This window comes from Pseudorhizobium xiangyangii (assembly GCF_020531965.1).
GTDB lineage: Bacteria > Pseudomonadota > Alphaproteobacteria > Rhizobiales > Rhizobiaceae > Neorhizobium > Neorhizobium xiangyangii.
On the sequence record NZ_JAJAWH010000005.1, the window covers coordinates 29,753 to 49,739 of the forward strand.

Genomic DNA, 19,987 nt, shown 5'->3' on the forward strand with positions numbered 1-19,987 from the left:
CTCACTTCTTTTCCATCACGCACTGTAGCGGATGCTGGTGCTGCCTGGCAAAGTCCATGACCTGGCTGACCTTTGTCTCCGCCACTTCATGCGTGTAGATTCCGCATTCCCCCACGCCATGGTTATGAACGTGGAGCATGATCCGCGTGGCTGCTTCGAGATCCTTCTGGAAGAAACGCTCCAGGATATGGATGACGAACTCCATAGGCGTATAATCGTCATTCAACAGCAGTACGCGGTACAGATTTGGCTTCTTGGTCTTCGGCTTCGTGCGGGAGATAACGGAGGTGCCGCGATTGGCGTTATCTCCGTCGCCGCTTTTGTCGTCTTGCATCAAGATCGGCCGTACGATCATTTCCATTCATTCCCCAATCATCCGTCAAACGATCCATCGGCTCGGCGCGGACATCAGATCGTACTAACTTAGTTCATTGGGCGGCAATTTTAAGCCCCCCTCGCCGCAGCGCAATCACTATTCCGCGCCGATCCGCCCTCTCCCCGGAAAACGATGGCCAAACACTGGAATCAAAAGACCGGTGACGCTTCCGCCACCGGTCTTTCATACGCGCTTCGATGGACTACGTTCAGGCCGCTTCGGCCGCAACGGCCGGCTTGGATACGACCGGCACAACCGTCTCATGAGACTTGTAGGCAAACTTCGTCAGGTCTGCGTAAAGTTCGCTGAGCTTGGTCGTTTCCGCAACCAGCGCATCGTACGAGGACTTCATATAATTCGTCTGCAACTGATACGCCTGGTCCAGGCTGCGCGCCGACACCAGGGATTCCATGAATGAGGCCATGTCCTGGTAGGACCGGCGGGAATAGTCGCTGGTCTCCGCGGCGATCGCCTGGAAACCCTTGGCCATGTCGGAATAGCCTTTCAGCATCCCTTCCATGGCTTCCTTGCTCTTCTGACTTGCATCATCAAAATTGAACATAGCAGTGCCCCTTGTTCATTCGGACTTGCTCATAGAACGGTCCGATACGCTGCCTGTCAACTAAATTTGTGCGACGCACAAACACCAGGCAGAAGGCGGGCTGCTTCAGCGATGATCAGAGGTCGACGTCCAGGATGGCCATCGAGAAATTGTACGAGCGGTCGCCATCTTCGTCGTCGATGTAGACGACACCGAGGAATTCCTCACCGAGATACACCTCAGCGGAGTCGTCCTTGCGCGGCCTTGCCTTGACGATCATCTGCGGGTTGAACGTCCGCTTGAAATAGGCGTCGAGCTTCTTGATTTCGTCTGGTTTCACGATGTCTTCTCCATCAGCGCTTCGTTTTCGGGGCTTGTGCCACGCCATCGCGGCCAAAGTAAAGGCGACGACGAACGCTCCGGCACATTTCGCGCCGGAGCCGAAGACATCGCGCCCCTGTCGGTTATTCGTCGGAGGTCAACAGCTGGTCCATGAGGCGCGCCGGTTCCGAGCAGCCCGCAGTGCCCACGACGCGGGCCGGCACCCCGGCAACCGTTGTCATGGTGGGAACAGGCTTCAACACGACGGAGCCCGCTGCGATGCGCGAGCACGAGCCGATCTCGATATTGCCGAGGATCTTTGCGCCGGCACCAATCAGAACGCCGTTGCCGATCTTCGGATGACGTTCCGCACCTTCCTTGCCGGTGCCGCCGAGCGTGACCCCATGAAGGATCGAGACGTTGTCGCCGATGACCGCGGTTTCGCCAACGACAAGGCCCGTCGCATGGTCAAGAAATATGCCCCTGCCGATCCGGGCCGCTGGATTGATGTCCGTCTGGAAAACGCTGGAGGCACGGCTCTGCAGATAGAGGGCAAAGTCCCTCCTTCCACGGCTGAGCAGCCAGTGCGCCAGTCTATGCGTCTGGATGGCATGGAAGCCCTTGAAATACAGCACCGGCTCCAGAAAGCGCAGGCATGCCGGGTCGCGATCATAGACCGCCTGGATGTCCACCCGCAGGACTGCACCCCATTCCGGCCAGTCGGCCATCATTTCCGCAAAAGTCTGGCGCAGCAGAACCGCCTGCATGTCCGGATGGTCCAGCCGCTCGCAAATGCGATGAATGACGCAGTCTTCAAGCGAGGTGTGATTGAGAACCGTCGAAAAGAGAAAGGCGGCCAGCAGCGGGTCGCTTTCGGCTGCCGTACGCGCCTCCTGCCGCATTGTGTCCCAGATCGGGTCCACACTGGCGACCAGTTCTTGCGTGCGGATCTCGGTTCTTGCGGCCATGGCCGTCTCCTCGTTTGCAGGTGAGGTTATTATAGAAGAACATTACCAGAAGACCAACGGCGGCGGAATCGCATTCCGTTGATGCTTGTTTTCAGAGAGCATCGGTCCTGTTCATAAACCTTCGTAGAACTCGAGCGCCGCCTTCTTGAACACCCGGTCACCGACAGCCAGCATGTGATCTCGGCCGGGTATGTCCAGCGCGCGCGCGTCACGCATCAGTGCGGCAAGCGTTTGCGGAGAACCGGCGATATCGTCCTTCGTTCCCACACCAATCAGTGTCGGCGCCTCGATCCGCCCCATATCCGCCTCGGAGACAAGGTCACGCGAGCCGCGGATACAGGCCGCAAGCGCTTCGCGATCGCTCTTCGTCTGATCAGCGAAGGCACGGAACATCCGCCCGCGCTCATGCGAAACAGCGTCGAGCGAGGGCGCCAGAAGCGCGTCCGCGATCGGGTCCCAATCTCCGACGCCGTCGGTCATACCGCTGCCAAGACCACCCAGAACCAGCGATCGCACCCGCTCGGGATGCGCGAGCGCGAGAAAGACCGAGATCCGGGCACCCATGGAATAGCCCATGACATGGGCTTCAGATATCCGAAGATGGTCGAGGAGAGCAGCGGCATCATCCGCCATGACCCAAGGTCGATAGGCCTCGGGGTCGCGCGGTTTATCGCTCAGCCCATGTCCCCGGTTGTCCATGGCAATGACGCGATACCCAGCATCGCCGAGCGTCTTCAGCCAGCCCGGGTGGACCCAGTTCACCAGCGCACTGGAGGCGAAGCCGTGAATGAGGAGAATCGGATCGCCGGCCGGATTGCCCTCATCAAAATAGAAGAGTTCCAGCCCGTCATGGGTGAAGGAGGTGAAAGCGGGAGCATTGAGGTTCATGAGACGACCTTGTCCGGACCAAGGGGGGTGGGTTGGCCGCATGTAAACCGCGCAGCATGCAGATTCCACCCCACCGCGACTGTTTTTCCCACTACACATTCTCGAGTCGCGGCGATAATGTCCGCCGCAAAGAATAAGCATCGGAGACTATCATGGCTGGACACGGCATTCCCCACTTCCAAAACGACGGCGGTCACCGCGTGATCCAGATCGGCGTGAAGGAGTTCATGTGCACCGGGGCATCCGTTCCCTTCGACCACCCGCATATCTACATCGACATGGGTGACGACGTCGAAAAGGTCTGCTCCTATTGCTCCACCCTTTACCGCTACAATCCTGCCCTGAAGCCGGGACAGACGGACCCTGCCGGCTGTGTCTTTCACGTGAAGGCAGCCTGATCCCAGATCGGTCCACGACATGCCCATTGAACACGTAGCGATCATCGGCGGCGGCGTCGCGGGGCTGACAGCCGCTCTTTCGTTTGCGCGTCACGGCATCGCATCCGATATTTTCGAGGAAGCAACAGAGCTTCGCGAAGTCGGTGCAGGTCTGCAGATTTCGCCAAATGCGTCCCGGATTCTTGCGGAACTCGACGTCCTGCCGGCTCTCGAAGCCGTCTGGACGGAACCTGAACGGATCGCGCTGGTATCCGGCACTTCACTGAAGCAGCTCGCCTATGTCCCTGTCGGCCGCTTTGCACGCGAGCGCTGGGGCGCGCCGTATGGCGTTCTTCACCGGGCCACGCTGCAGAAGGTGCTTCTGGCCGCCGTTGAGGCAAACGCCCTTTGCACGCTCCACCTCGGCTCCCCCGTTCGCCTCGATGGAAGCCCCTCGCCCCGGATCGTAAACGGCAAGACATATCCCCTTGCCGTCGGTGCGGACGGCGTCTGGTCCAATTTCCGCTCCCAGGTGCAGGGCAGCCCAACCGCGGACTTTTCCGGCAACGTGGCATGGCGCTTCACTGTGCCGAAGGACCGTGCCCCGGCATGGCTGCCGCTCGACCAGGTGACAGCCTTTCTCGGGCCGTCCACACATCTGGTCGCCTACCCTTTGAACGACATGGAGAGCGTCAATATCGTGGCGATCTCCTCCGGCATCAGCGCTGGCCAGATCTGGGATGCCGAAGCAAGCGAGGCTCAAAGGCGCATGCTGGCGACCCAGTTTCGCCGATGGGACCGACGGGTGAGCGAACTTCTGCAAAATACCGAACGTCCGACCTTCTGGCCACTCTGCCAGGTTTCGAACGGCCGCTGGCAGAATGGCAAGGACGCCGTGCTTATCGGCGATGCCGCCCATGCAATGATGCCGTTCGCGGCACAGGGCGCGGCCATGGCGATCGAGGACGCATTCCTTCTTGCCGAGAAAGTCGTCCGGCGCCCCTCGCTGCCAACGGCGCTGGCCGAATTCGAAAGCGAGCGCACCGCAAGGGCCGCCCGCGTTCGTGCCCGCGGAAAGTTCAACCGCTTTGCCTATCACGCGCGCGGCCCGATCCGGATCGGCCGCGACATCGTCCTGTCGTTGAAGCCGCCGCAATCTCTCGCGGCGGATCTGGACTGGCTCTACGGCTACCGCATCGGCGAATGATCAGACGGCCGCCGCCGCGGCAAAGCCTGCCTCCAGGTCCCTCTTCAGGTCAGCCACGTCTTCCAGACCGATCTGAAGGCGGATCAACGGTCCATCCTTCGGCGCTTTCCGGATCGTCCGGTCCGAAAGATTGACGTGAAGCGCCAGGCTTTCGAAGCCACCCCAGGAATAGCCGAGCCCGAACAGGGACAGCGTGTCCAGCAAGGCATGTGCCTTGGCCTTGAAATTCGCCGAATCGTCGACCTTCAGCACGAAGGAAAAGACGCCGCTGGCACCCTTGAAGTCGCGCTTCCAGATCTCGTGTCCCGGAAAGCTCGGCAATGCAGGATGAAGAACCCGCGCCACATCATCGCGGCTCTCCAGCCACCGTGCGATATCGAGCGCGCTGCGCTGGTGGTGCTCAAGCCGCACGCCCATGGTCCTCAAGCCCCGCAGGATCTGGTAGGAATCATCCGGTGAACCGCAGATCCCCATGATGATCGCCGTCTCGTGCAACTGCGGCCAGTACTTCGCATTGGCGGAGACGGACCCCATGATGATGTCCGAATGCCCCGACGGATATTTGGTCGTCGCATGGATCGACACGTCGACGCCGAAGTCGAGTGGCCGGAAATAGAGCGGCGTGGCCCAGGTATTGTCCATGGTGACGACGCAGCCGTGCTTGTGGGCAACCTCCGAGATCACCCGAATGTCCTGCATCTCCATCGTGTTGGAGCCCGGTGCCTCCGTGTGGACGAGTTTCGTGTTCGGCTTGATGAGTGTCTCGATCCCTGCCCCGATCTCGGGATCGTAGTATTCGATCTCGACACCCAGTCGCTTCAGCATCGCATTGCAGAACAGCCGGCAGGGCGCATAGACGGAATCCACGATGAGCGCGTGGTCGCCCGCAGACAGGAATGCGAGGAATGGCACGGAAATCGCCGCCAGGCCCGACGGCACGAGAATGGTTCCAGCCGAGCCCTCGAGTTCATCCAGCGCCTCGCACAAGGCATCAGTCGTTGGTGTTCCCCGAGTGCCGTAGCTGTATTTCTGACCGCGTGTCTCCATGGTGTGGCAGTCCGGGAAAAGGACGGTGGAAGCATGGACCACGGGCGGATTGATGAAGCCGTGATAGCTGGACGGATCATGTCCGATGTGGGCAAGACGTGTGTTGACGCCGAGGTCGGCGGACAGGATGGCCTTGTTGTTCATGCGTGGGGAGCTTTCTTTGCGGACGGAAGAACTCGATGTTTGCAGGCTAGGCCAAAAGTGGTCAAGCCTCCAGCGTCGGCAGTTCGACACGCATTGGGCGCCCGGGGCGCAAGACGCCGCGCCTTTCGGCACATCGCGCACAAAAAATCGATCGATTGCCTGAGAAGAAGGCAGATTAAGGACATTCGACTCTTTTGGGACACAATTTGGCGGCGCAGGCTTGACCATGTCACCATTTGCGACTGTGATAGCGGTCCCGCATCCGGGAGGTTGGCGGGCCACTACGCCGCGTTCATCAGACTGAACCGCTGCGTAGTGAGATCAGATAATCAAAAGATAAAGGTTGGGAAAAAATGAAAAAGACGCTTCTGTCGGCCACGATTGGCGCAGCGATACTGGGTCTGGGCTCCTCTGCTTCGGCCGCCACGCTTGACGACGTCAAGGCAAAGGGCTTCGTCCAGTGCGGCGTGAACACGGGTCTTGCGGGCTTTTCAGCACCGGACGCCGCTGGCGAATGGACTGGTTTCGACGTCGATTATTGTAAGGCTGTTGCCGCCGCCGTTTTCGGTGACGCAACGAAGGTGAAGTATTCACCAACCACCGCCCAGAGCCGCTTCACGGCCCTGCAGTCAGGTGAAGTTGACCTCCTGGCCCGTAACACCACCTGGACCATCAATCGCGACACAGCGCTCGGCTTCAACTTCCGTACCGTCAATTATTACGACGGCCAGGGCTTCATGGTTCCGAAGAGCCTCAATGTGAAGTCTGCTCTCGAGCTGTCCGGCGCGGCTGTCTGTGTACAGTCCGGCACCACCACCGAACTGAACCTCGCCGACTACTTCAAGGGCAACAACCTGCAGTACAACCCGGTGGTTTTCGAAAAGCTCGAAGAAGTCAACGCGGCCTATCAGGCTGGCCGTTGCGACGTCTACACGACCGACCAGTCGGGTCTGTATTCCATCCGTCTGTCGCTGCCGGCTCCGGACGACCACATGATCCTGCCGGAAATCATCTCCAAGGAGCCGCTCGGACCGGCCGTTCGTCAGGGTGACGACCAGTGGTTCGATATCGTCTCCTGGACACAGTACGCCATGGTTCAGGCCGAGGAATTCGGCATCACCCAGGCCAATGTCGATGAGATGAAGAACTCCGAGAACCCGGATATCCGTCGCTTCCTCGGCACTGAAGTCGACAGCAAGATCGGTACCGACCTCGGCCTGACCAACGACTGGGCCTACAACATCGTCAAGGGCGTTGGAAACTACGGCGAAGTGTTCGAGCGCAACATCGGCGCAAGCACCCCTCTCAAGATCGAGCGCGGCCTGAACGCACTCTGGACCAAGGGCGGCCTGCAGTACGCTCCTCCGGTCCGCTAAGCGGCAATCAAGCGAATGAATAAGGCGGCGCAAGCCGCCTTATTTCTCACTGGATAATAACAAGATGGCCAAATGGCCACGTATTCGGGGAACTGGCAAAGCATGGCAGATTACAGCGCACCTGCGCCTCCCAGCGGGCTAACGTTCCGCTCATTGGCTTACGATCCAAAAATCCGTTCTATCGTCTTTCAAGTTCTGACCGTTGTCGTCGTCGTCGGCATCGTATGGTTCATCGGGCAAAACGTTGCCACCAACCTCGCACGCTCCAACACGGCGTCGGGTTACGACTTTCTCTATGGACGCTCCGGCTTCGACATCGGCGACACGCTGATCGCTTACAGCAGCAACTCGACCTATGGCCGCGCCATCATGGTCGGCTTTCTCAACACGCTTCTTGTCGCAGCCGTCGGCATCGTCACCGCAACCATTATCGGTTTCATCATCGGTCTCGGTCGCCTGTCGCATAACTGGCTGATCGCCAAGCTCTGCACCGTCTATGTCGAGGTGTTTCGCAACATCCCGCCGCTTCTGGTTATTTTCTTCTGGTATTCCGGTGTTCTGCGCGCGCTTCCCAATGTGCGCGATTCCCTTGAAATGCCCTTCAACATCTTCCTCAACAATCGTGGTCTGATCTTTCCGAAGCCCATCTGGGGCGAAGGCGCATGGCTCGTCGCTGCATCCGTTGTCGTAGCGATCATTGCCAGTATCGGCATTTACCAGTGGGCCAGCAACCGGCAGAGCAAGACTGGCCAGCAGTTCCCGGTCATCTGGACCGCGGTTGCACTTGTCATCGGCTTGCCGCTCCTGACCTTCCTGGCACTCGGCTCCCCGCTGACCTTCGACATTCCGGTTGCCGGACGCTTCAACCTGACGGGCGGCGGTACAGTCCTTCCGGAATTCTTCGCGCTGTATCTGGCCTTGTCGTTCTATACGGCGGCCTTCATTGCCGAAATCATCCGCGCCGGCATCCGTGGCGTGCCTAAAGGCCAGACGGAAGCATCGACGGCGCTGGGTCTCCAGCCGAACATGACCACGCGCCTCGTCGTCGTGCCGCAGGCAATGCGCATCATCATCCCGCCGCTGACAAGCCAGTATCTCAACCTCACAAAGAACTCGTCTCTCGGTGTGGCCATCGGTTATCCCGAGCTGGTTTCGACGGGCGGCACGACGATGAACCAGACCGGTCAGGCGATCGAGATCGTATCTATCTGGATCATCGTCTATCTGAGCATCAGCCTTGGGACATCGCTCCTCATGAACTGGTTCAACGCCAAGATGGCTTTGGTGGAGAGATAGGCTCATGAACACCAGCAACATCCAATATATCCGTACCAGCATGATCGATCAGGCACCGCCACCGCGCAGCGAGAGCAGCGTTGCCGGCTGGATCCGCAAGAACCTGGTCGCCACGCCCAAGGACGTGGCGCTGACCATTCTTGCCCTGTTGGTGATCTTCGCCATCGTACCGGGTGCACTGAACTGGCTGTTCATTCAGGCCAGCTGGTTCGGACCCGACCGCACGGTCTGCACCACCGCCGCACAGGGCGGGATCCAGCCCGATGGTTGGAGCGGTGCCTGCTGGGCCTTCGTCCAGGACAGGTTCTCGCAGTTCATCTTCGGCCGTTATCCCCTCGTTGAGCGCTGGCGTCCGATGCTGGTCGGCCTGATGATGGTCGCACTGCTCATCCCGCTGCTCATCCCGAAGGCGCCGCGCAAGGGTCTCAACGCGCTGCTGCTCTTCGTAATCTTTCCGATCGTCGCCTTCTTCCTGCTGCATGGCGGTGTTTTCGGCCTTCGCGTCGTCGAGACCCCGCTCTGGGGCGGCCTGATGGTGACGCTCATCCTGTCCTTCGTCGGCATTGCCGTTTCACTACCGCTCGGCATTCTTCTGGCACTCGGTCGCCGGTCCGAAATGCCGGTGGTGAAGATACTGTGCGTCACGTTCATCGAAGTGGTGCGTGGCGTGCCGCTGATCACCGTTCTGTTCATGGCCAACGTGATGTTGCCGTTGTTCCTGCCGACTGGCTGGACGTTCGACAACTTCCTGCGTGCGCTGATCGGTGTGGCGCTGTTTGCCTCCGCCTACATGGCTGAGGTCATCCGCGGTGGCCTGCAGGCAATTCCGAAAGGGCAGTTCGAAGGCGCCGATTCACTCGGCTTGAGCTACTGGCAGAAGATCCGTCTGATCATCCTGCCGCAGGCGATCAAGCTGGTCATTCCAGGGATCGTCAATACGTTCATCGGCCTGTTCAAGGATACGTCGCTCGTGTCGATCATCGGCATGTTCGATCTGCTCGGCATCGTTCGCCTGAACTTTACCGACACGACCTGGATCACGCCCGTGACGCCGATTACCGGCCTCATCTTCGCCGGGTTCATTTTCTGGATATTCTGCTTCGGCATGTCGCGTTACTCTGCCTTCATGGAACGGCATCTCGACACCGGACTTAAACGATAAGGGGAAATCTCATGGCAGAAGCCCAAACAAAAAAACTGACGGTTTCAGCAACCGATGTCGCAATCGAAATCATCGCCATGAACAAGTGGTACGGCGACTTCCACGTTCTGCGCGACATCAACCTCAAGGTTATGCGCGGTGAGCGCATCGTCATTGCCGGCCCCTCGGGTTCGGGCAAATCGACGATGATCCGTTGCATCAACCGCCTGGAGGAACACCAATCGGGCAGCATCTTCGTCGATGGCAAGGAACTGACCAACGATCTGAAGAAGATCGACGAAGTGCGCCGCGAGGTCGGCATGGTGTTCCAGCACTTCAACCTCTTCCCGCACCTGACGATCCTGGAGAACTGCACTCTGGCACCGATCTGGGTTCGCAAGATGCCGAAGAAGGAAGCTGAAGAGGTCGCGATGCACTTCCTGACGCGCGTCAAGATCCCGGAGCAGGCGCACAAGTATCCGGGCCAGCTTTCCGGCGGTCAGCAGCAGCGTGTGGCAATCGCCCGCTCGCTGTGCATGAAGCCGCAAATCCTCCTGTTCGACGAGCCGACATCGGCTCTCGACCCGGAAATGGTCAAGGAAGTACTGGACACCATGGTGAGCCTTGCCGAAGACGGCATCACCATGCTGTGCGTGACCCACGAAATGGGCTTTGCCCGTCAGGTCGCCAACCGTGTCATCTTCATGGACCAGGGACAGATCGTCGAGCAGAATTCACCTGCCGAATTCTTCGACAATCCGCAGCATGAGCGCACCAAGCTCTTCCTGAGCCAGATCCTGCACTAGACCCGCAGACACATATGAATGGAAACGGGCCGGACTGATTCAACAGTCCGGCCCGTTTCCGTTCTTACTTCTGGGATTTCTCTACCGTCGACATCGCATGACTGCGATCAAGCCGACCGTGACGGTCAGGCCGATGAGGCTGGCCGCTTGACCTGCTCGGCGCAGGAATAGGCGACCAATTCGTGTCGCCAGATCTTGCCGCTCTGGTACAGGGTCGTCATCCCGCGTGCAGCATCAAGACCGTGGCTGCTTTGCGGATCAATGGACCGTAGCTCGCACCATTCGCGATGAGCACCCGATATGACGCTGATTTGCTCGGCTGATAGTCTGCCGTCGATTCCGTATGCCATGTTATTCGCCCCTTTGATGGGAACATGGGTCACTTCGGGAGGAAGTCAATCGTTCGGGGCCTCATCGACCGCCTCCCCGACGTCTGTCTACTTCCTGAACAGCTCGCCGATGAAGCGTGTGGCCTCTGGAAGTCCGGTGCGCCAATAGGTCCAGTCGTGCCCGCCTTCGCGAGCCATGAACCGGTGTTCGATCTCCAGTTTTTGCAGTTTGAGATGCAGCTCGGAATTACCGACGAAGAAGTCGTCGCTGGCGCCGCAATCGATATAGATGGCCGTCTCCTTGATATTGTCGGCCGGCGTTTTGTCGACCAGATCGAGCACACTGTTGGCATAGTAGGCATCGTTGAGGCGGTCCTTGCCTTTAAGCCCGACACCCCACGCCTTGCCGTACCGCCTGTCGTAGCCCGGCTGATCCAGTTCGACGATCTGCTGATCCGTGCGGAACGCTGCGCTCAGCGCCGCTGCACCGACAAACATGTCGGGATACTTGAGCGAAAACGCCATGGCGGCATAGCCACCCATGGAAAGCCCCAATATCGCGCGGTTCTCCTTACCAGGAATTACATCGTACTTTTCTTCAACGTAGCTGACGAATTCCTGGGCGAACATGTCCTGCCACAGGTAGGCGCCGTCCGCGTCGTTCATGTAGTAGGTGTTGAACTTGTTGTCCTCGTCTCGACGCCCCTCGGGCGTGACGGCTATGAATGGCGGAACGTCACCGCTCTCGATAAGCCGGTCGAAAACCTGATTGGCAGCGCCGTAGCGATACCAGTCCTGGTTCTGGCCATCTCCACCGCCGTGCATCAGGTGAATGACCGGGTAGTCCCGTTCTCCCGGTTCGTAGCCTGGCGGGAAGTAGATGGTGTAATCCACCGCCTTCTTCAGGATCGTGCTCTGCATCTTCTGCCCTTCCAGAACCTTTCCAGGTTGGGAAGCATGCGAGAGACCGAACGAGAGAGCCGCCACAAGAGCTGTCGTCAGTGCCAATTTCAACATCAAGAAATTCCTCCTAGCCTTTGAGCGACATAGGAGAATGCGTGATCGTTTCAATTCCAAATAGGCACCAAATCGCCAGATCCGATCATTCACGCGTGGTCGAACATGAATGGGGAGCCTTGGCGGCGTGCCCCCTTGTCCAGACTTTCAGATGGATCGAACAAGGGCGGGCATTTCGTCGAGGAAACCATGCGCCCGCCCCTTCAAAGTCGCCCGCAAGTGAGACGCGCCGACCTGAAGCGCCGAAAGCGTCGCGATCCCGGCATCGCACGCCTCGATGTAGGCTCGTCCGGATAAAAATCGCAGTCGACACCCCGAGGGATCTTGCGTCTGCAAGCCCTTTGGCATTCTATGATCTGTCGTGAGAAAAATAGTGGTGGGTGATGTAGGGCTCGAACCTACGACCCGCTGATTAAGAGTCAGCTGCTCTACCAACTGAGCTAATCACCCGTAACCGTCTGTGGCGCGCTCCGTGCGCCGCCGGTGTGTGAGCGCGTATAAAGGGGAACGTTTCTCTTGTCTAGCGCTTCCTCGAAAATAATTCGACACTTGCGCAAGAACCTGTGCATGAGCGGATTTACGAAGTAAATCAGAGCTCAAGCGTCCCGCGAGCAAGGCGTACGGCCTGGCCGCCGATCCTTGCCTTGGCGATCTCCCCTTCTTTCACATCGATATGCAGATGAATGTAGGAGGGTCGTCCCATCTCCACGCCCTGTTCGACCAAAACCGGGTGATGGCCATCCGGCAATGCGTCGAAATGATGGATGGCGCCTGCCAGGGCTGCCACTGCCGAGCCGGTCGCCGGATCCTCAGTGCCCATGTCGGCAGAAAACATCCGCGCATGGAAACGCGCCTGATGGTTTACGCCACCTCTGCAGTAGACGAAGGCGGATGTCAGAGCCCCTTCGACGAACGGAGCAACCTTCTCCCAGAGCGTCGGATCGAAATCGAGCGTCTGGATGCTGTTGACGTTGTGCACAGGGATCATCACGAACGGCACCCCAGCCGTCCAGACGGAGATCTTGTGGTTCTCGAAGCCGATGGCATTGGCATTCATGCTCAAGGCATCTGCGATCCCCTGCCGGTCGAGCGGCAGGTCGATCCGTGCCGGCTTTCGTGGCAGGTCGAATTCGGCGAAACTAGCGGCCCGGCTGCGAAGTCGGACGGCGCAACGCACGGGGCCGACATTTTCCTCCAGCATGCAGACCATGTCGACATCCCCTTCGCCGCCCTTATGCAGTTCGGCAAGTGCAACGGCCGTCCCGACGGTCGGGTGGCCGGCAAAGGGCAGTTCCCGCCCCGGTGTGAAGATCCTGAGCTTGGCCGTATGGGCAGGATTGGTGGCCGGCAGGACGAACACTGTTTCAGAGAGGTTCATTTCCCGCGCGACAGCCTGCATGACCTCGTCATCCAGTCCCTCTCCATCGAAAATGATGGCTAACGGGTTGCCGGCCAGAACCTTGTCGGTGAAAACGTCGTAGATACCGTAGCGCCGCGGCAATGTCCCCTCCTCACAGTCAATCTCCCGCAACCTGCACGACGCGGCATGGCTGCGCAACCGCCCGCATGTGTTATTTTAGCGACTTGTTACAGTCCGCCCTAAAGGGCGATTTCCATCACGACGGGGCAATGGTCGGAAGCCTTCGGTCGATCCCAGCCGATCCGCGGATATCGCTCGACCTCCTGGCCGGGCGGAAACGGCGTGCGATAGGGCTGCCCGCCGCGAATGATCTCCGGGCTCACTTGCGCGTTGCGCGCCGCAAGTGCAGGCGACAGCCAGATGTAATCGAGCTGGCAGAGATGCTGCTCTTCCGGTCCGCGAGCATGATAGAGGGTCCACCGATCGAGCGCATCGCGACGCATGACGACGTTCTCCGCAAATCCGTCTGTGCTGAAGACGTCGAGCGCACTCTCTTCCTCGCGCTGATAGGTAAACTCGTATCCGGAGCGCCGTGCCCCCGAAACGATGACCTTCTCCTGATAGTCGTTCATGTCGCCACAGATGGCGAAGTTCATCTCGGCACATCGCTCCGCACCGAACCTTTTCTCGATGATCCTCCTGACCGCCTTCGCCTCGGCTTGGCGGATCGGCATCGTGGTCAGGCGCCCGTCGCCCGGCTCGCGCGCGTTACCCATAGACTTGAAGTGAACCACATAGAGGGTGAGCGGCTTTCCACCGATCTTGAGGTCGAGTTCCAGGCAATCGCGCTTGAAGATCTTGTCGTAACTGTTCGCCTTGCCGGCGAGGGTTTCATCGAAGAGATCGAGGTCCCCATAAGTCAGCATAGCGTGGCTGCGGATGTCCACGAGTTCGATCGGTTCTCCGTTGCGGGTTTTCTCCCGCATCAGCACGGCGACATCGATACCGCGAGAGTCGTTGCCTTCGACCAGATATTTCTGCCGGTAGCCGTGCCCGACCATCCGGAACAGGTAGCCATACTCGAAAGCCTGCAGCGCCGGCATGTTGTCGATTTCCTGCAGGCACAAGATATCGGCGTCCGTATCGGCGATCGCGAGTGCGGATAGCTGCCGCGTGTCGTCGGTAGCGGCGATCACCCGGGCCTGCTCCATTTGCTGGTAGGCTTCCTTGCTCGTCACGTCATAGAGGCGCAGCACCCGATCCTGCCGCAACTGATTGTGCAAGCCGGAAAAATCGAAACGCGTGATGAGATTTTCGACGTTGAAGGTGGCAAGGCGAACGGACATGCGCATTTCCCGATTGAGCCCTTCCGTTATGCCCACGGAACCGACACCCTACAACCGCCAAGCCGAGTGAATGATCACGGAAAAAGACCTCCTCCTCCCGCACAGGCTGGCGAACGCCGGCAACGACGGGCCGACGGTGTGGCAGGTCTTACGCTGTATGATTGCAGCACTTCAGAAACGCCGATTTTCCCCGACCACATCCACGATCACTTCCAATTCGCGGAAGGTGAGAGGCAAATGTGCCTTTGCCGGTTCATCGGTCACCTGGACATTGAGAGCCGGACCGTCGGATGTCGTATTCAGACAGATCCCGACGCCGAGTATATCAGGCATGGCAGCAAATCGATCCTCGAATTCCTTCTGGATCGCCATCGCCGCTTCAAATGCACGCGCTTCGATCGACATTCATCACCTCTAGACGAACGACACCTGTAACTGAGACAGTACGGTGGATATAGGATTTCCGGCCGTAATACCAAGGTTTCCCTGTCCACCGGACTGGGAGCCGGCAAACAGCAGGGCGACCGGAATGCCCGTTCGATCGGTAATCAGCGAACCGCTGTCGCCCGGACGAGAGAACCGCCCGCCAGAATTGGGATCCGCCTCGAACAGCACCTGTCCATCGAAGCGGGCAAGACCTTGCCGCCCCATGTTCACAACGTAGTTGTTGACGTTGATCGCCCTGACCTGGCCTTGCGTGTGACCGGTCGTGCGGCCCGTTTTCATGACTTCAAGTCGCGGGAGAACCGCTGCCGTCCCTGCAGGACTCAATGAGCCGACGGCCGGGGGCGTGTTGCCGTTTCCGTATATGTTGATGGCGTCATAGACAACGGAATTGCCCAACTCCGCGAAGGCAGCATCGACGGCGTTTGCGAAACCGCCGAACTGGATAGGGATAAAATTCGAAAGTATGCCGATATCGTCCGTGGGACTTCCACCGCCATCTCCGTCGGCCGGCTGCACGATCGTGGTGCCCAGGGGATATTTGTTGACGTTCGCGAGGACGTGGTTGTTGGAGACTATGCCGACGTGACCGTTCGTCGTCGAACGAGCGAAGAAGCCCAAGGTGCCGCTATAGCCAGCGTCGGCGGGAGATATGCTCGAGCCCATCTTGAGCGGACGCTGCTTGCTCCTTGTCCAAAACGGCTGCTGACGTCCGATGAAGATGACCTCCACCTCGCCTTTGGCAATCGAACTGACTTGCGCCACCGACGCGTCGGCCATCAAGGCGCGATCCTGCACAAGGACGGCAAGCCTCAGATCCTTGCCATCCGCTCCCGGAGCGGTGCCGAGCGCGATGTCGCGCTGCAATCGGCGCTGACGCCGCACAGTTCGCGCAGATAGCGGGTTGAGCAACTCGTGATCGACGAAGGCGGAAGCAAAATTGGTTCCCAGCGAGGCCGCGGCCATGAACGGCAGTTCCTCGAAGCCCAGAACCTCGCTGAATACCCTGCTCTGGACCTCCTGCAATGAATTCTCATCCATGGTCCCCTCCGTCGCAGCACAACCAAAATACCGCAACCAAGGAGACAACTCAACCAACGGAAAATATGGGACCTATTCAGGCGGCCTCCGCCACCACATTGCTGATCAGCCTGCCGAGCCGCTGGATACCTTCCTCGATCATAGCCTCGCTGGCGCAGGAGAAGGACAGCCGCAGCGTATTGTTGTTAGAGCCGTCCGCGTAGAAGGCTCGGCCGGGAACGAACGCCACCCGCTCGGTCTCTATAGAACGGGCCAGAAGTTCGGCCCCGTCCATTCCCTCCGGCAGCCGGACCCAGATAAACATGCCACCCTCCGGTTTCGTCCAGCTTGCGGTGGAAGGCATATGCTTGGCAAGCGCGGCAAGCATCGCGTCGCGCCGGGCGCTGTAGGCTTGCCTGATCTTTGCCACCTGTTCGGGGAAAATCCGTTCGGCAACATTGGCAATGGCGATCTGGTTGATCGTCGAGGAATGCAGGTCGGCCGCCTGCTTCATCAGCACGAGTTTGCGGATGACCGGCATCGCGGCAACCACGAAGCCAACCCGCAGGCCCGGTGCCAGCGTCTTGGAGAAGCTGCCGCTGTAGATCGTGCGGGTCTTTTCGATCCCACCGCTCCGCGCGATGTCGAGAGCCATGATCGGCGGTACAGGCTCGCCGTCATAGCGCAGGTTCTGATAGGCGCCGTCTTCGATGAGGGCGATGTCGAGTTCGCAGGCAAGATCGAGCAGCTTTTCACGCTCCGCCCGGTTCACCGTTTCCCCTGTCGGGTTGGCGAATTCGGGAGAAAGATAGGCGAACTTGACCGCGCCGCCGGCCTTGGCTGCTGCTTCCCGATAACCTTCCGGCGTCCGGTTGCCGGTCACCGAAAGCTGGTCATAGCTGGGCTCATAGGCATTGAAGGCCTGCAACGCTCCGAGATAGGTCGGCCATGTGACCAGCGCCGTATCCTTCGGCGACAGGAAGAGCTTGCCGAGATAATCCAGCGCCTGCTGTGACCCGGAGGTGATGAAGACATTATCGACACCACAGGGAATGCCGATCTTTGCCATCTCGCCGACCAGCCACTCACGAAGCGGCTTGTAGAATTCGCTGACCGAATACTGGAGCGCGGCATTCACCTGGGGCCCGGCGAAAATTTCCGCATAGGCTCGGCCGAACGCTTCGCCGGGAAACAGGGCCGGATCGGGAATGCCGCCGGCGAAGGAAATGATGTCTGGCTGCTCCAGCAGTTTCAGCAGTTCGCGGATTTCCGATGCCCGCATCCTCATGGACCGGTTTGCAAAGATATGTTCCCAGTCGAGCACCTGCGTTCCTCCAGCTGACTTGATGGCGCCGACGCTAACCAAAAGTCGATAGGTCAACAATGCTGACCTATCGACTTTTGGTACGCTCGGGGAGAAAATTGTATGGGTATCACCGCGAGCACGAGCGCGACGGATGTGCTAGCAGGATACCGAACCTGCAGCATGAACGGAGGAACACCATGCTCAAGAATCTCGATCCCGCGCTAAACGCCGATGTCCTGCACGCCCTGCGGTCCATGGGACACGGCGATACGCTGGCGCTCGTCGACACCAATTTCCCGGCCGATTCCGTCGCGCGTCACACCATCCTCGGTGAACTCCTGCGCATCGACAACGTTTCGGCAACCCGCGCCATGAAGGCGATCCTCTCGGTCCTGCCGCTGGATACGCCTCTGCAACCGTCTGTCGGCCGCATGGAAGTGATGGGAGAGCGCGAGACGATCACCGACGTGCAGCAGGAGGTCCAGAAAGAAATCGATGCCGCCGAGGGCGGCTCGGCCCCGATGTACGGCATCGAGCGCTTTGCATTTTATGAGCAGGCAAAGCAGGCTTACTGCGTCATAGCCACCGGCGAAACCCGCTTCTATGGCTGCTTCCTCATCACCAAGGGCGTCATTCCGCCGAAGGGATGAGGGTTACTCTCCGGTAGGAAGAGAGCCCGCATTCATTTCATAAAGAAAAGGCCGGTCATAAAGAAAAGGCCGGAGCTTTCGCCCCGGCCTTCGGTATTCAAATCCAAGACGTAGCTTAGTTGACAGCCTTGTCGACCAGCTTGTTCTTGCCGATCCAGGGCATCATGCCGCGCAGCTTTGCACCGACTTCTTCGATCTGGTGCGTGTCGTTCATGCGGCGAATGCCCTTGAAGCGGGCGCCGCCGGCGCGGTATTCCTGCATCCAGTCCGAGGTGAACTTGCCGGTCTGGATGTCGTTGAGAACGCGCTTCATCTCAGCCTTCGTTTCGGCCGTGATGATGCGAGGACCGGTGACGTATTCGCCCCACTCGGCCGTGTTCGAGATCGAGTAGTTCATGTTGGCGATGCCGCCTTCATAGATCAGGTCGACGATCAGCTTCACTTCGTGCAGGCATTCGAAATAGGCCATTTCCGGTGCATAACCGGCTTCGGTCAGGGTTTCGAAACCGGCGCGGATCAGCTCGACGAGACCGCCGCACAGAACGACCTGTTCACCGAAGAGGTCGGTTTCGCACTCTTCGCGGAAGTTGGTTTCGATGATGCCCGAACGACCGCCGCCAACGCCGCAGGCGTAGGAGAGAGCAACTTCGAGAGCATTGCCCGACGCATTCTGGTGAACGGCAACGAGGCAAGGAACCCCGCCGCCCTTCTGGTATTCACCGCGAACCGTGTGGCCAGGGCCCTTTGGTGCGATCATGACAACGTCGAGCGAAGCCTTCGGCTCAATGAGGCCGAAGTGAACGTTCAGGCCGTGTGCGAAAGCGATTGCTGCGCCGTCACGGATGTTGTCGGCAATTTCCGCCTTGTAGATGTCGGCCTGCAATTCGTCAGGCGTTGCCATCATCACGAGATCGCCCCACTTGGCGGCTTCGGCAACGGTCATGACCTTGAAACCGTCGGCCTCGGCCTTCTTGATGGTGGCAGAGCCAGCCTTCAAGGCGATTGCAACATTGGTAGCGCCGGAGTCCTTGAGGTTCAGCGCGTGCGCACGGCCCTGGCTGCCATAGCCGACGATGACAACATTCTTGGACTTGATGAGGTTGAGATCGGCATCGCGATCGTAATAGACGCGCATCGTAGTGTTCCTTCCCTATGCGTGTTCGTTGTTGCTGGTATTCATCTTCCGGAGGAGAAGCGTAGCGTCTCCCCCGATTCCTGCCGCGTGCCATGAAGCGTCAGGAAGGCGGCAACCGCCTTCTCCGCCTGGCGCGCATTGTCCTTGAGGCCGGGTTCGCCAAGCAGCATGCGCACATGCAGGTCGGAAACGATCAGGCCGTAAAGCGTGTGATAGGCACCATCGGCGTCGTCGAAACGCAAAAGGCCTGCGCGCTTGCCGGAATCGATCAGCGCCATTGCACGCCGGTCGATCTGGCGTCGCCCGTGCTCGACGAGCAGCTTGCCGAGCTTGGATCCGTCACGGCTGGACTGGCCGATCGCCAGTCGGTTGAGCGCGAGCGATACGTCGCCCGAGAGGACTTCCAGAAGATCGCGGGCAAAAAGCTCGAGGTGGTCATGCAGGCTCTCGGCGGTCAGCCGCTCCTTGCCGCGCTCGAACGTCCGCACCTTGCTTGCCTGGTGCGCAATCATGGCCGCCAGCAGCCCATCCCGGTCGCCGAACCACTTGTAGAGGCTTTCCTTGGAGCAGTTGGCAGCGCGCGCCAGACCGGAGGTCGTCAACGCCTTGTCCCCGCCCTCCACCAAAAGACGCAGCGCCTGCTCCAGAACCTCGTTCTGGCGCGGCGTGAAATCCGGCATCTGGCTCGCGTCAGCGATCACTGCAATAGCCCCCAAGTAGGTACCGTACGGTACGGTTCGTGATCCTTCTAGGTGAAACCTACGCGGCCCGTCAAGTGGAATTTGCAATGTGTGGCATCCTTGCTCGTGCCGCCGGATACGCCTCAACGAGGCATTTCGCAGGATCGTGCAAGAACCTCGCGGGATCGGTCTAGTGACCCTTGCCTCTTGCT

General features: G+C 59.3%; 22 protein-coding genes and 1 tRNA gene. 7 read left to right on the forward strand and 16 right to left on the reverse strand.

All coding sequences use genetic code 11. The features are described 5' to 3' along the window. Window position 1: 1 nt before the first annotated feature. The 5 genes from clpS to LH464_RS05620 all read right to left on the reverse strand — a co-directional run bounded on the left by clpS (window position 2) and on the right by LH464_RS05620 (window position 3,094). The gene (clpS, locus tag LH464_RS05600; RefSeq protein WP_226785577.1) at window positions 2-355 is read right to left on the reverse strand and encodes an ATP-dependent Clp protease adapter ClpS; all 354 of its coding nucleotides are present in this window, start codon (window positions 353-355) and stop codon (window positions 2-4) included. A 229-nt stretch (window positions 356-584) separates the two neighbouring features. After that, window positions 585-938 carry a phasin family protein gene (locus LH464_RS05605; RefSeq protein ID WP_226785389.1) on the reverse strand — a complete coding sequence of 118 codons (354 nt, stop codon included), beginning with the start codon at window positions 936-938 and terminating at the stop codon, window positions 585-587. Between the two features lie 115 nt (window positions 939-1,053). Then, entirely contained in the window at window positions 1,054-1,257 is a 204-nt protein-coding gene (locus LH464_RS05610; protein ID WP_226785390.1) for a DUF3126 family protein, read from the reverse strand. A gap of 124 nt (window positions 1,258-1,381) precedes the next feature. Beyond that, window positions 1,382-2,206, reverse strand: a complete 825-nt coding sequence (gene cysE / locus LH464_RS05615; RefSeq protein WP_226785391.1) for a serine O-acetyltransferase — start codon at window positions 2,204-2,206, stop codon at window positions 1,382-1,384. Window positions 2,207-2,317: 111 nt separating this feature from the next. Then, entirely contained in the window at window positions 2,318-3,094 is a 777-nt protein-coding gene (locus tag LH464_RS05620; protein ID WP_226785392.1) for an alpha/beta fold hydrolase, read from the reverse strand. 152 nt (window positions 3,095-3,246) lie between these two features. Between LH464_RS05620 and LH464_RS05625 the strand changes: the two genes are divergently transcribed. Beyond that, entirely contained in the window at window positions 3,247-3,492 is a 246-nt protein-coding gene (locus LH464_RS05625; protein WP_226785393.1) for a zinc-finger domain-containing protein, read from the forward strand. A gap of 19 nt (window positions 3,493-3,511) precedes the next feature. Continuing rightward, window positions 3,512-4,678: an FAD-dependent monooxygenase gene (locus LH464_RS05630; protein WP_226785394.1), complete on the forward strand. Its 1,167-nt coding sequence runs from the start codon at window positions 3,512-3,514 to the stop codon at window positions 4,676-4,678. Here the strand turns inward: LH464_RS05630 and LH464_RS05635 are convergent, their stop codons facing one another. Continuing rightward, window positions 4,679-5,869: a cystathionine beta-lyase gene (locus tag LH464_RS05635; protein WP_226785395.1), complete on the reverse strand. Its 1,191-nt coding sequence runs from the start codon at window positions 5,867-5,869 to the stop codon at window positions 4,679-4,681. It abuts the gene before it with no gap. 353 nt (window positions 5,870-6,222) lie between these two features. Here LH464_RS05635 and LH464_RS05640 point away from each other — a divergent pair, with 353 nt between their 5' ends. From LH464_RS05640 to LH464_RS05655, 4 genes are all read left to right on the forward strand, one after another. Next, window positions 6,223-7,245, forward strand: coding sequence for an amino acid ABC transporter substrate-binding protein (locus LH464_RS05640; RefSeq protein ID WP_226785396.1), 1,023 nt, complete (start codon window positions 6,223-6,225; stop codon window positions 7,243-7,245). Window positions 7,246-7,347: 102 nt separating this feature from the next. Beyond that, a complete protein-coding gene (locus tag LH464_RS05645; protein WP_226785397.1) occupies window positions 7,348-8,541 on the forward strand; it encodes an amino acid ABC transporter permease in 1,194 nt (397 codons plus the stop codon). 4 nt (window positions 8,542-8,545) lie between these two features. Next, window positions 8,546-9,703 (forward strand): amino acid ABC transporter permease, encoded by a 1,158-nt coding sequence (locus LH464_RS05650; RefSeq protein ID WP_226785398.1) that lies wholly within the window; start codon window positions 8,546-8,548, stop codon window positions 9,701-9,703. 11 nt (window positions 9,704-9,714) lie between these two features. Next, window positions 9,715-10,488: an amino acid ABC transporter ATP-binding protein gene (locus LH464_RS05655; RefSeq protein ID WP_226785399.1), complete on the forward strand. Its 774-nt coding sequence runs from the start codon at window positions 9,715-9,717 to the stop codon at window positions 10,486-10,488. A gap of 125 nt (window positions 10,489-10,613) precedes the next feature. On the opposite strand, the gene LH464_RS05660 is transcribed toward LH464_RS05655, so the two are convergent. From LH464_RS05660 to LH464_RS05695, 8 genes are all read right to left on the reverse strand, one after another. Beyond that, entirely contained in the window at window positions 10,614-10,838 is a 225-nt protein-coding gene (locus tag LH464_RS05660; protein WP_226785400.1) for a hypothetical protein, read from the reverse strand. Between the two features lie 87 nt (window positions 10,839-10,925). Beyond that, window positions 10,926-11,834: an alpha/beta hydrolase gene (locus tag LH464_RS05665; RefSeq protein ID WP_226785578.1), complete on the reverse strand. Its 909-nt coding sequence runs from the start codon at window positions 11,832-11,834 to the stop codon at window positions 10,926-10,928. A gap of 374 nt (window positions 11,835-12,208) precedes the next feature. Next, a tRNA-Lys gene (locus LH464_RS05670) sits at window positions 12,209-12,284 on the reverse strand. A 139-nt stretch (window positions 12,285-12,423) separates the two neighbouring features. Next, entirely contained in the window at window positions 12,424-13,335 is a 912-nt protein-coding gene (locus LH464_RS05675) for a PhzF family phenazine biosynthesis protein (RefSeq protein ID WP_226785401.1), read from the reverse strand. A 98-nt stretch (window positions 13,336-13,433) separates the two neighbouring features. Beyond that, a complete protein-coding gene (locus tag LH464_RS05680) occupies window positions 13,434-14,540 on the reverse strand; it encodes an endonuclease/exonuclease/phosphatase family protein (RefSeq protein ID WP_226785402.1) in 1,107 nt (368 codons plus the stop codon). Window positions 14,541-14,711: 171 nt separating this feature from the next. Further along, window positions 14,712-14,945 (reverse strand): hypothetical protein, encoded by a 234-nt coding sequence (locus tag LH464_RS05685; protein WP_226785403.1) that lies wholly within the window; start codon window positions 14,943-14,945, stop codon window positions 14,712-14,714. A gap of 9 nt (window positions 14,946-14,954) precedes the next feature. Next, on the reverse strand, window positions 14,955-16,025 hold the full coding sequence (locus LH464_RS05690) for a S1 family peptidase (protein ID WP_226785404.1): 1,071 nt from the start codon (window positions 16,023-16,025) through the stop codon (window positions 14,955-14,957). 76 nt (window positions 16,026-16,101) lie between these two features. Beyond that, window positions 16,102-17,328: an aminotransferase-like domain-containing protein gene (locus LH464_RS05695; protein ID WP_226785579.1), complete on the reverse strand. Its 1,227-nt coding sequence runs from the start codon at window positions 17,326-17,328 to the stop codon at window positions 16,102-16,104. Window positions 17,329-17,507: 179 nt separating this feature from the next. Here LH464_RS05695 and LH464_RS05700 point away from each other — a divergent pair, with 179 nt between their 5' ends. Then, entirely contained in the window at window positions 17,508-17,960 is a 453-nt protein-coding gene (locus tag LH464_RS05700) for an RbsD/FucU family protein (protein ID WP_226785405.1), read from the forward strand. A 115-nt stretch (window positions 17,961-18,075) separates the two neighbouring features. Here LH464_RS05700 and ilvC read toward each other — a convergent pair whose 3' ends face one another. Together ilvC and LH464_RS05710 are read right to left on the reverse strand one after the other, a co-directional pair. After that, on the reverse strand, window positions 18,076-19,095 hold the full coding sequence (ilvC, locus tag LH464_RS05705; RefSeq protein WP_226785406.1) for a ketol-acid reductoisomerase: 1,020 nt from the start codon (window positions 19,093-19,095) through the stop codon (window positions 18,076-18,078). 41 nt (window positions 19,096-19,136) lie between these two features. Then, complete coding sequence (locus LH464_RS05710) at window positions 19,137-19,775, reverse strand: TetR/AcrR family transcriptional regulator (RefSeq protein ID WP_226785580.1); 639 nt, start codon at window positions 19,773-19,775, stop codon at window positions 19,137-19,139. Window positions 19,776-19,987 lie beyond the last annotated feature (212 nt).

Excerpts from the sequence above, each read along its gene's own strand:
- LH464_RS05660 (WP_226785400.1), bottom strand. The coding sequence starts at position 10,838 with ATGGCATACGGAATCGACGGCAGACTATCAGCCGAGCAAATCAGCGTC.
- clpS (WP_226785577.1), bottom strand. The coding sequence starts at position 355 with ATGATCGTACGGCCGATCTTGATGCAAGACGACAAAAGCGGCGACGGA.
- LH464_RS05645 (WP_226785397.1), top strand. The coding sequence starts at position 7,348 with ATGGCAGATTACAGCGCACCTGCGCCTCCCAGCGGGCTAACGTTCCGC.
- LH464_RS05655 (WP_226785399.1), top strand. The coding sequence starts at position 9,715 with ATGGCAGAAGCCCAAACAAAAAAACTGACGGTTTCAGCAACCGATGTC.
- cysE (WP_226785391.1), bottom strand. The coding sequence starts at position 2,206 with ATGGCCGCAAGAACCGAGATCCGCACGCAAGAACTGGTCGCCAGTGTG.
- LH464_RS05625 (WP_226785393.1), top strand. The coding sequence starts at position 3,247 with ATGGCTGGACACGGCATTCCCCACTTCCAAAACGACGGCGGTCACCGC.
- LH464_RS05630 (WP_226785394.1), top strand. The coding sequence starts at position 3,512 with ATGCCCATTGAACACGTAGCGATCATCGGCGGCGGCGTCGCGGGGCTG.
- LH464_RS05665 (WP_226785578.1), bottom strand. The coding sequence starts at position 11,834 with ATGTTGAAATTGGCACTGACGACAGCTCTTGTGGCGGCTCTCTCGTTC.
- LH464_RS05650 (WP_226785398.1), top strand. The coding sequence starts at position 8,546 with ATGAACACCAGCAACATCCAATATATCCGTACCAGCATGATCGATCAG.
- LH464_RS05685 (WP_226785403.1), bottom strand. The coding sequence starts at position 14,945 with ATGTCGATCGAAGCGCGTGCATTTGAAGCGGCGATGGCGATCCAGAAG.
- ilvC (WP_226785406.1), bottom strand. The coding sequence starts at position 19,095 with ATGCGCGTCTATTACGATCGCGATGCCGATCTCAACCTCATCAAGTCC.
- LH464_RS05620 (WP_226785392.1), bottom strand. The coding sequence starts at position 3,094 with ATGAACCTCAATGCTCCCGCTTTCACCTCCTTCACCCATGACGGGCTG.
- LH464_RS05690 (WP_226785404.1), bottom strand. The coding sequence starts at position 16,025 with ATGGATGAGAATTCATTGCAGGAGGTCCAGAGCAGGGTATTCAGCGAG.
- LH464_RS05605 (WP_226785389.1), bottom strand. The coding sequence starts at position 938 with ATGTTCAATTTTGATGATGCAAGTCAGAAGAGCAAGGAAGCCATGGAA.
- LH464_RS05640 (WP_226785396.1), top strand. The coding sequence starts at position 6,223 with ATGAAAAAGACGCTTCTGTCGGCCACGATTGGCGCAGCGATACTGGGT.
- LH464_RS05700 (WP_226785405.1), top strand. The coding sequence starts at position 17,508 with ATGCTCAAGAATCTCGATCCCGCGCTAAACGCCGATGTCCTGCACGCC.
- LH464_RS05680 (WP_226785402.1), bottom strand. The coding sequence starts at position 14,540 with ATGTCCGTTCGCCTTGCCACCTTCAACGTCGAAAATCTCATCACGCGT.
- LH464_RS05635 (WP_226785395.1), bottom strand. The coding sequence starts at position 5,869 with ATGAACAACAAGGCCATCCTGTCCGCCGACCTCGGCGTCAACACACGT.
- LH464_RS05710 (WP_226785580.1), bottom strand. The coding sequence starts at position 19,775 with ATGCCGGATTTCACGCCGCGCCAGAACGAGGTTCTGGAGCAGGCGCTG.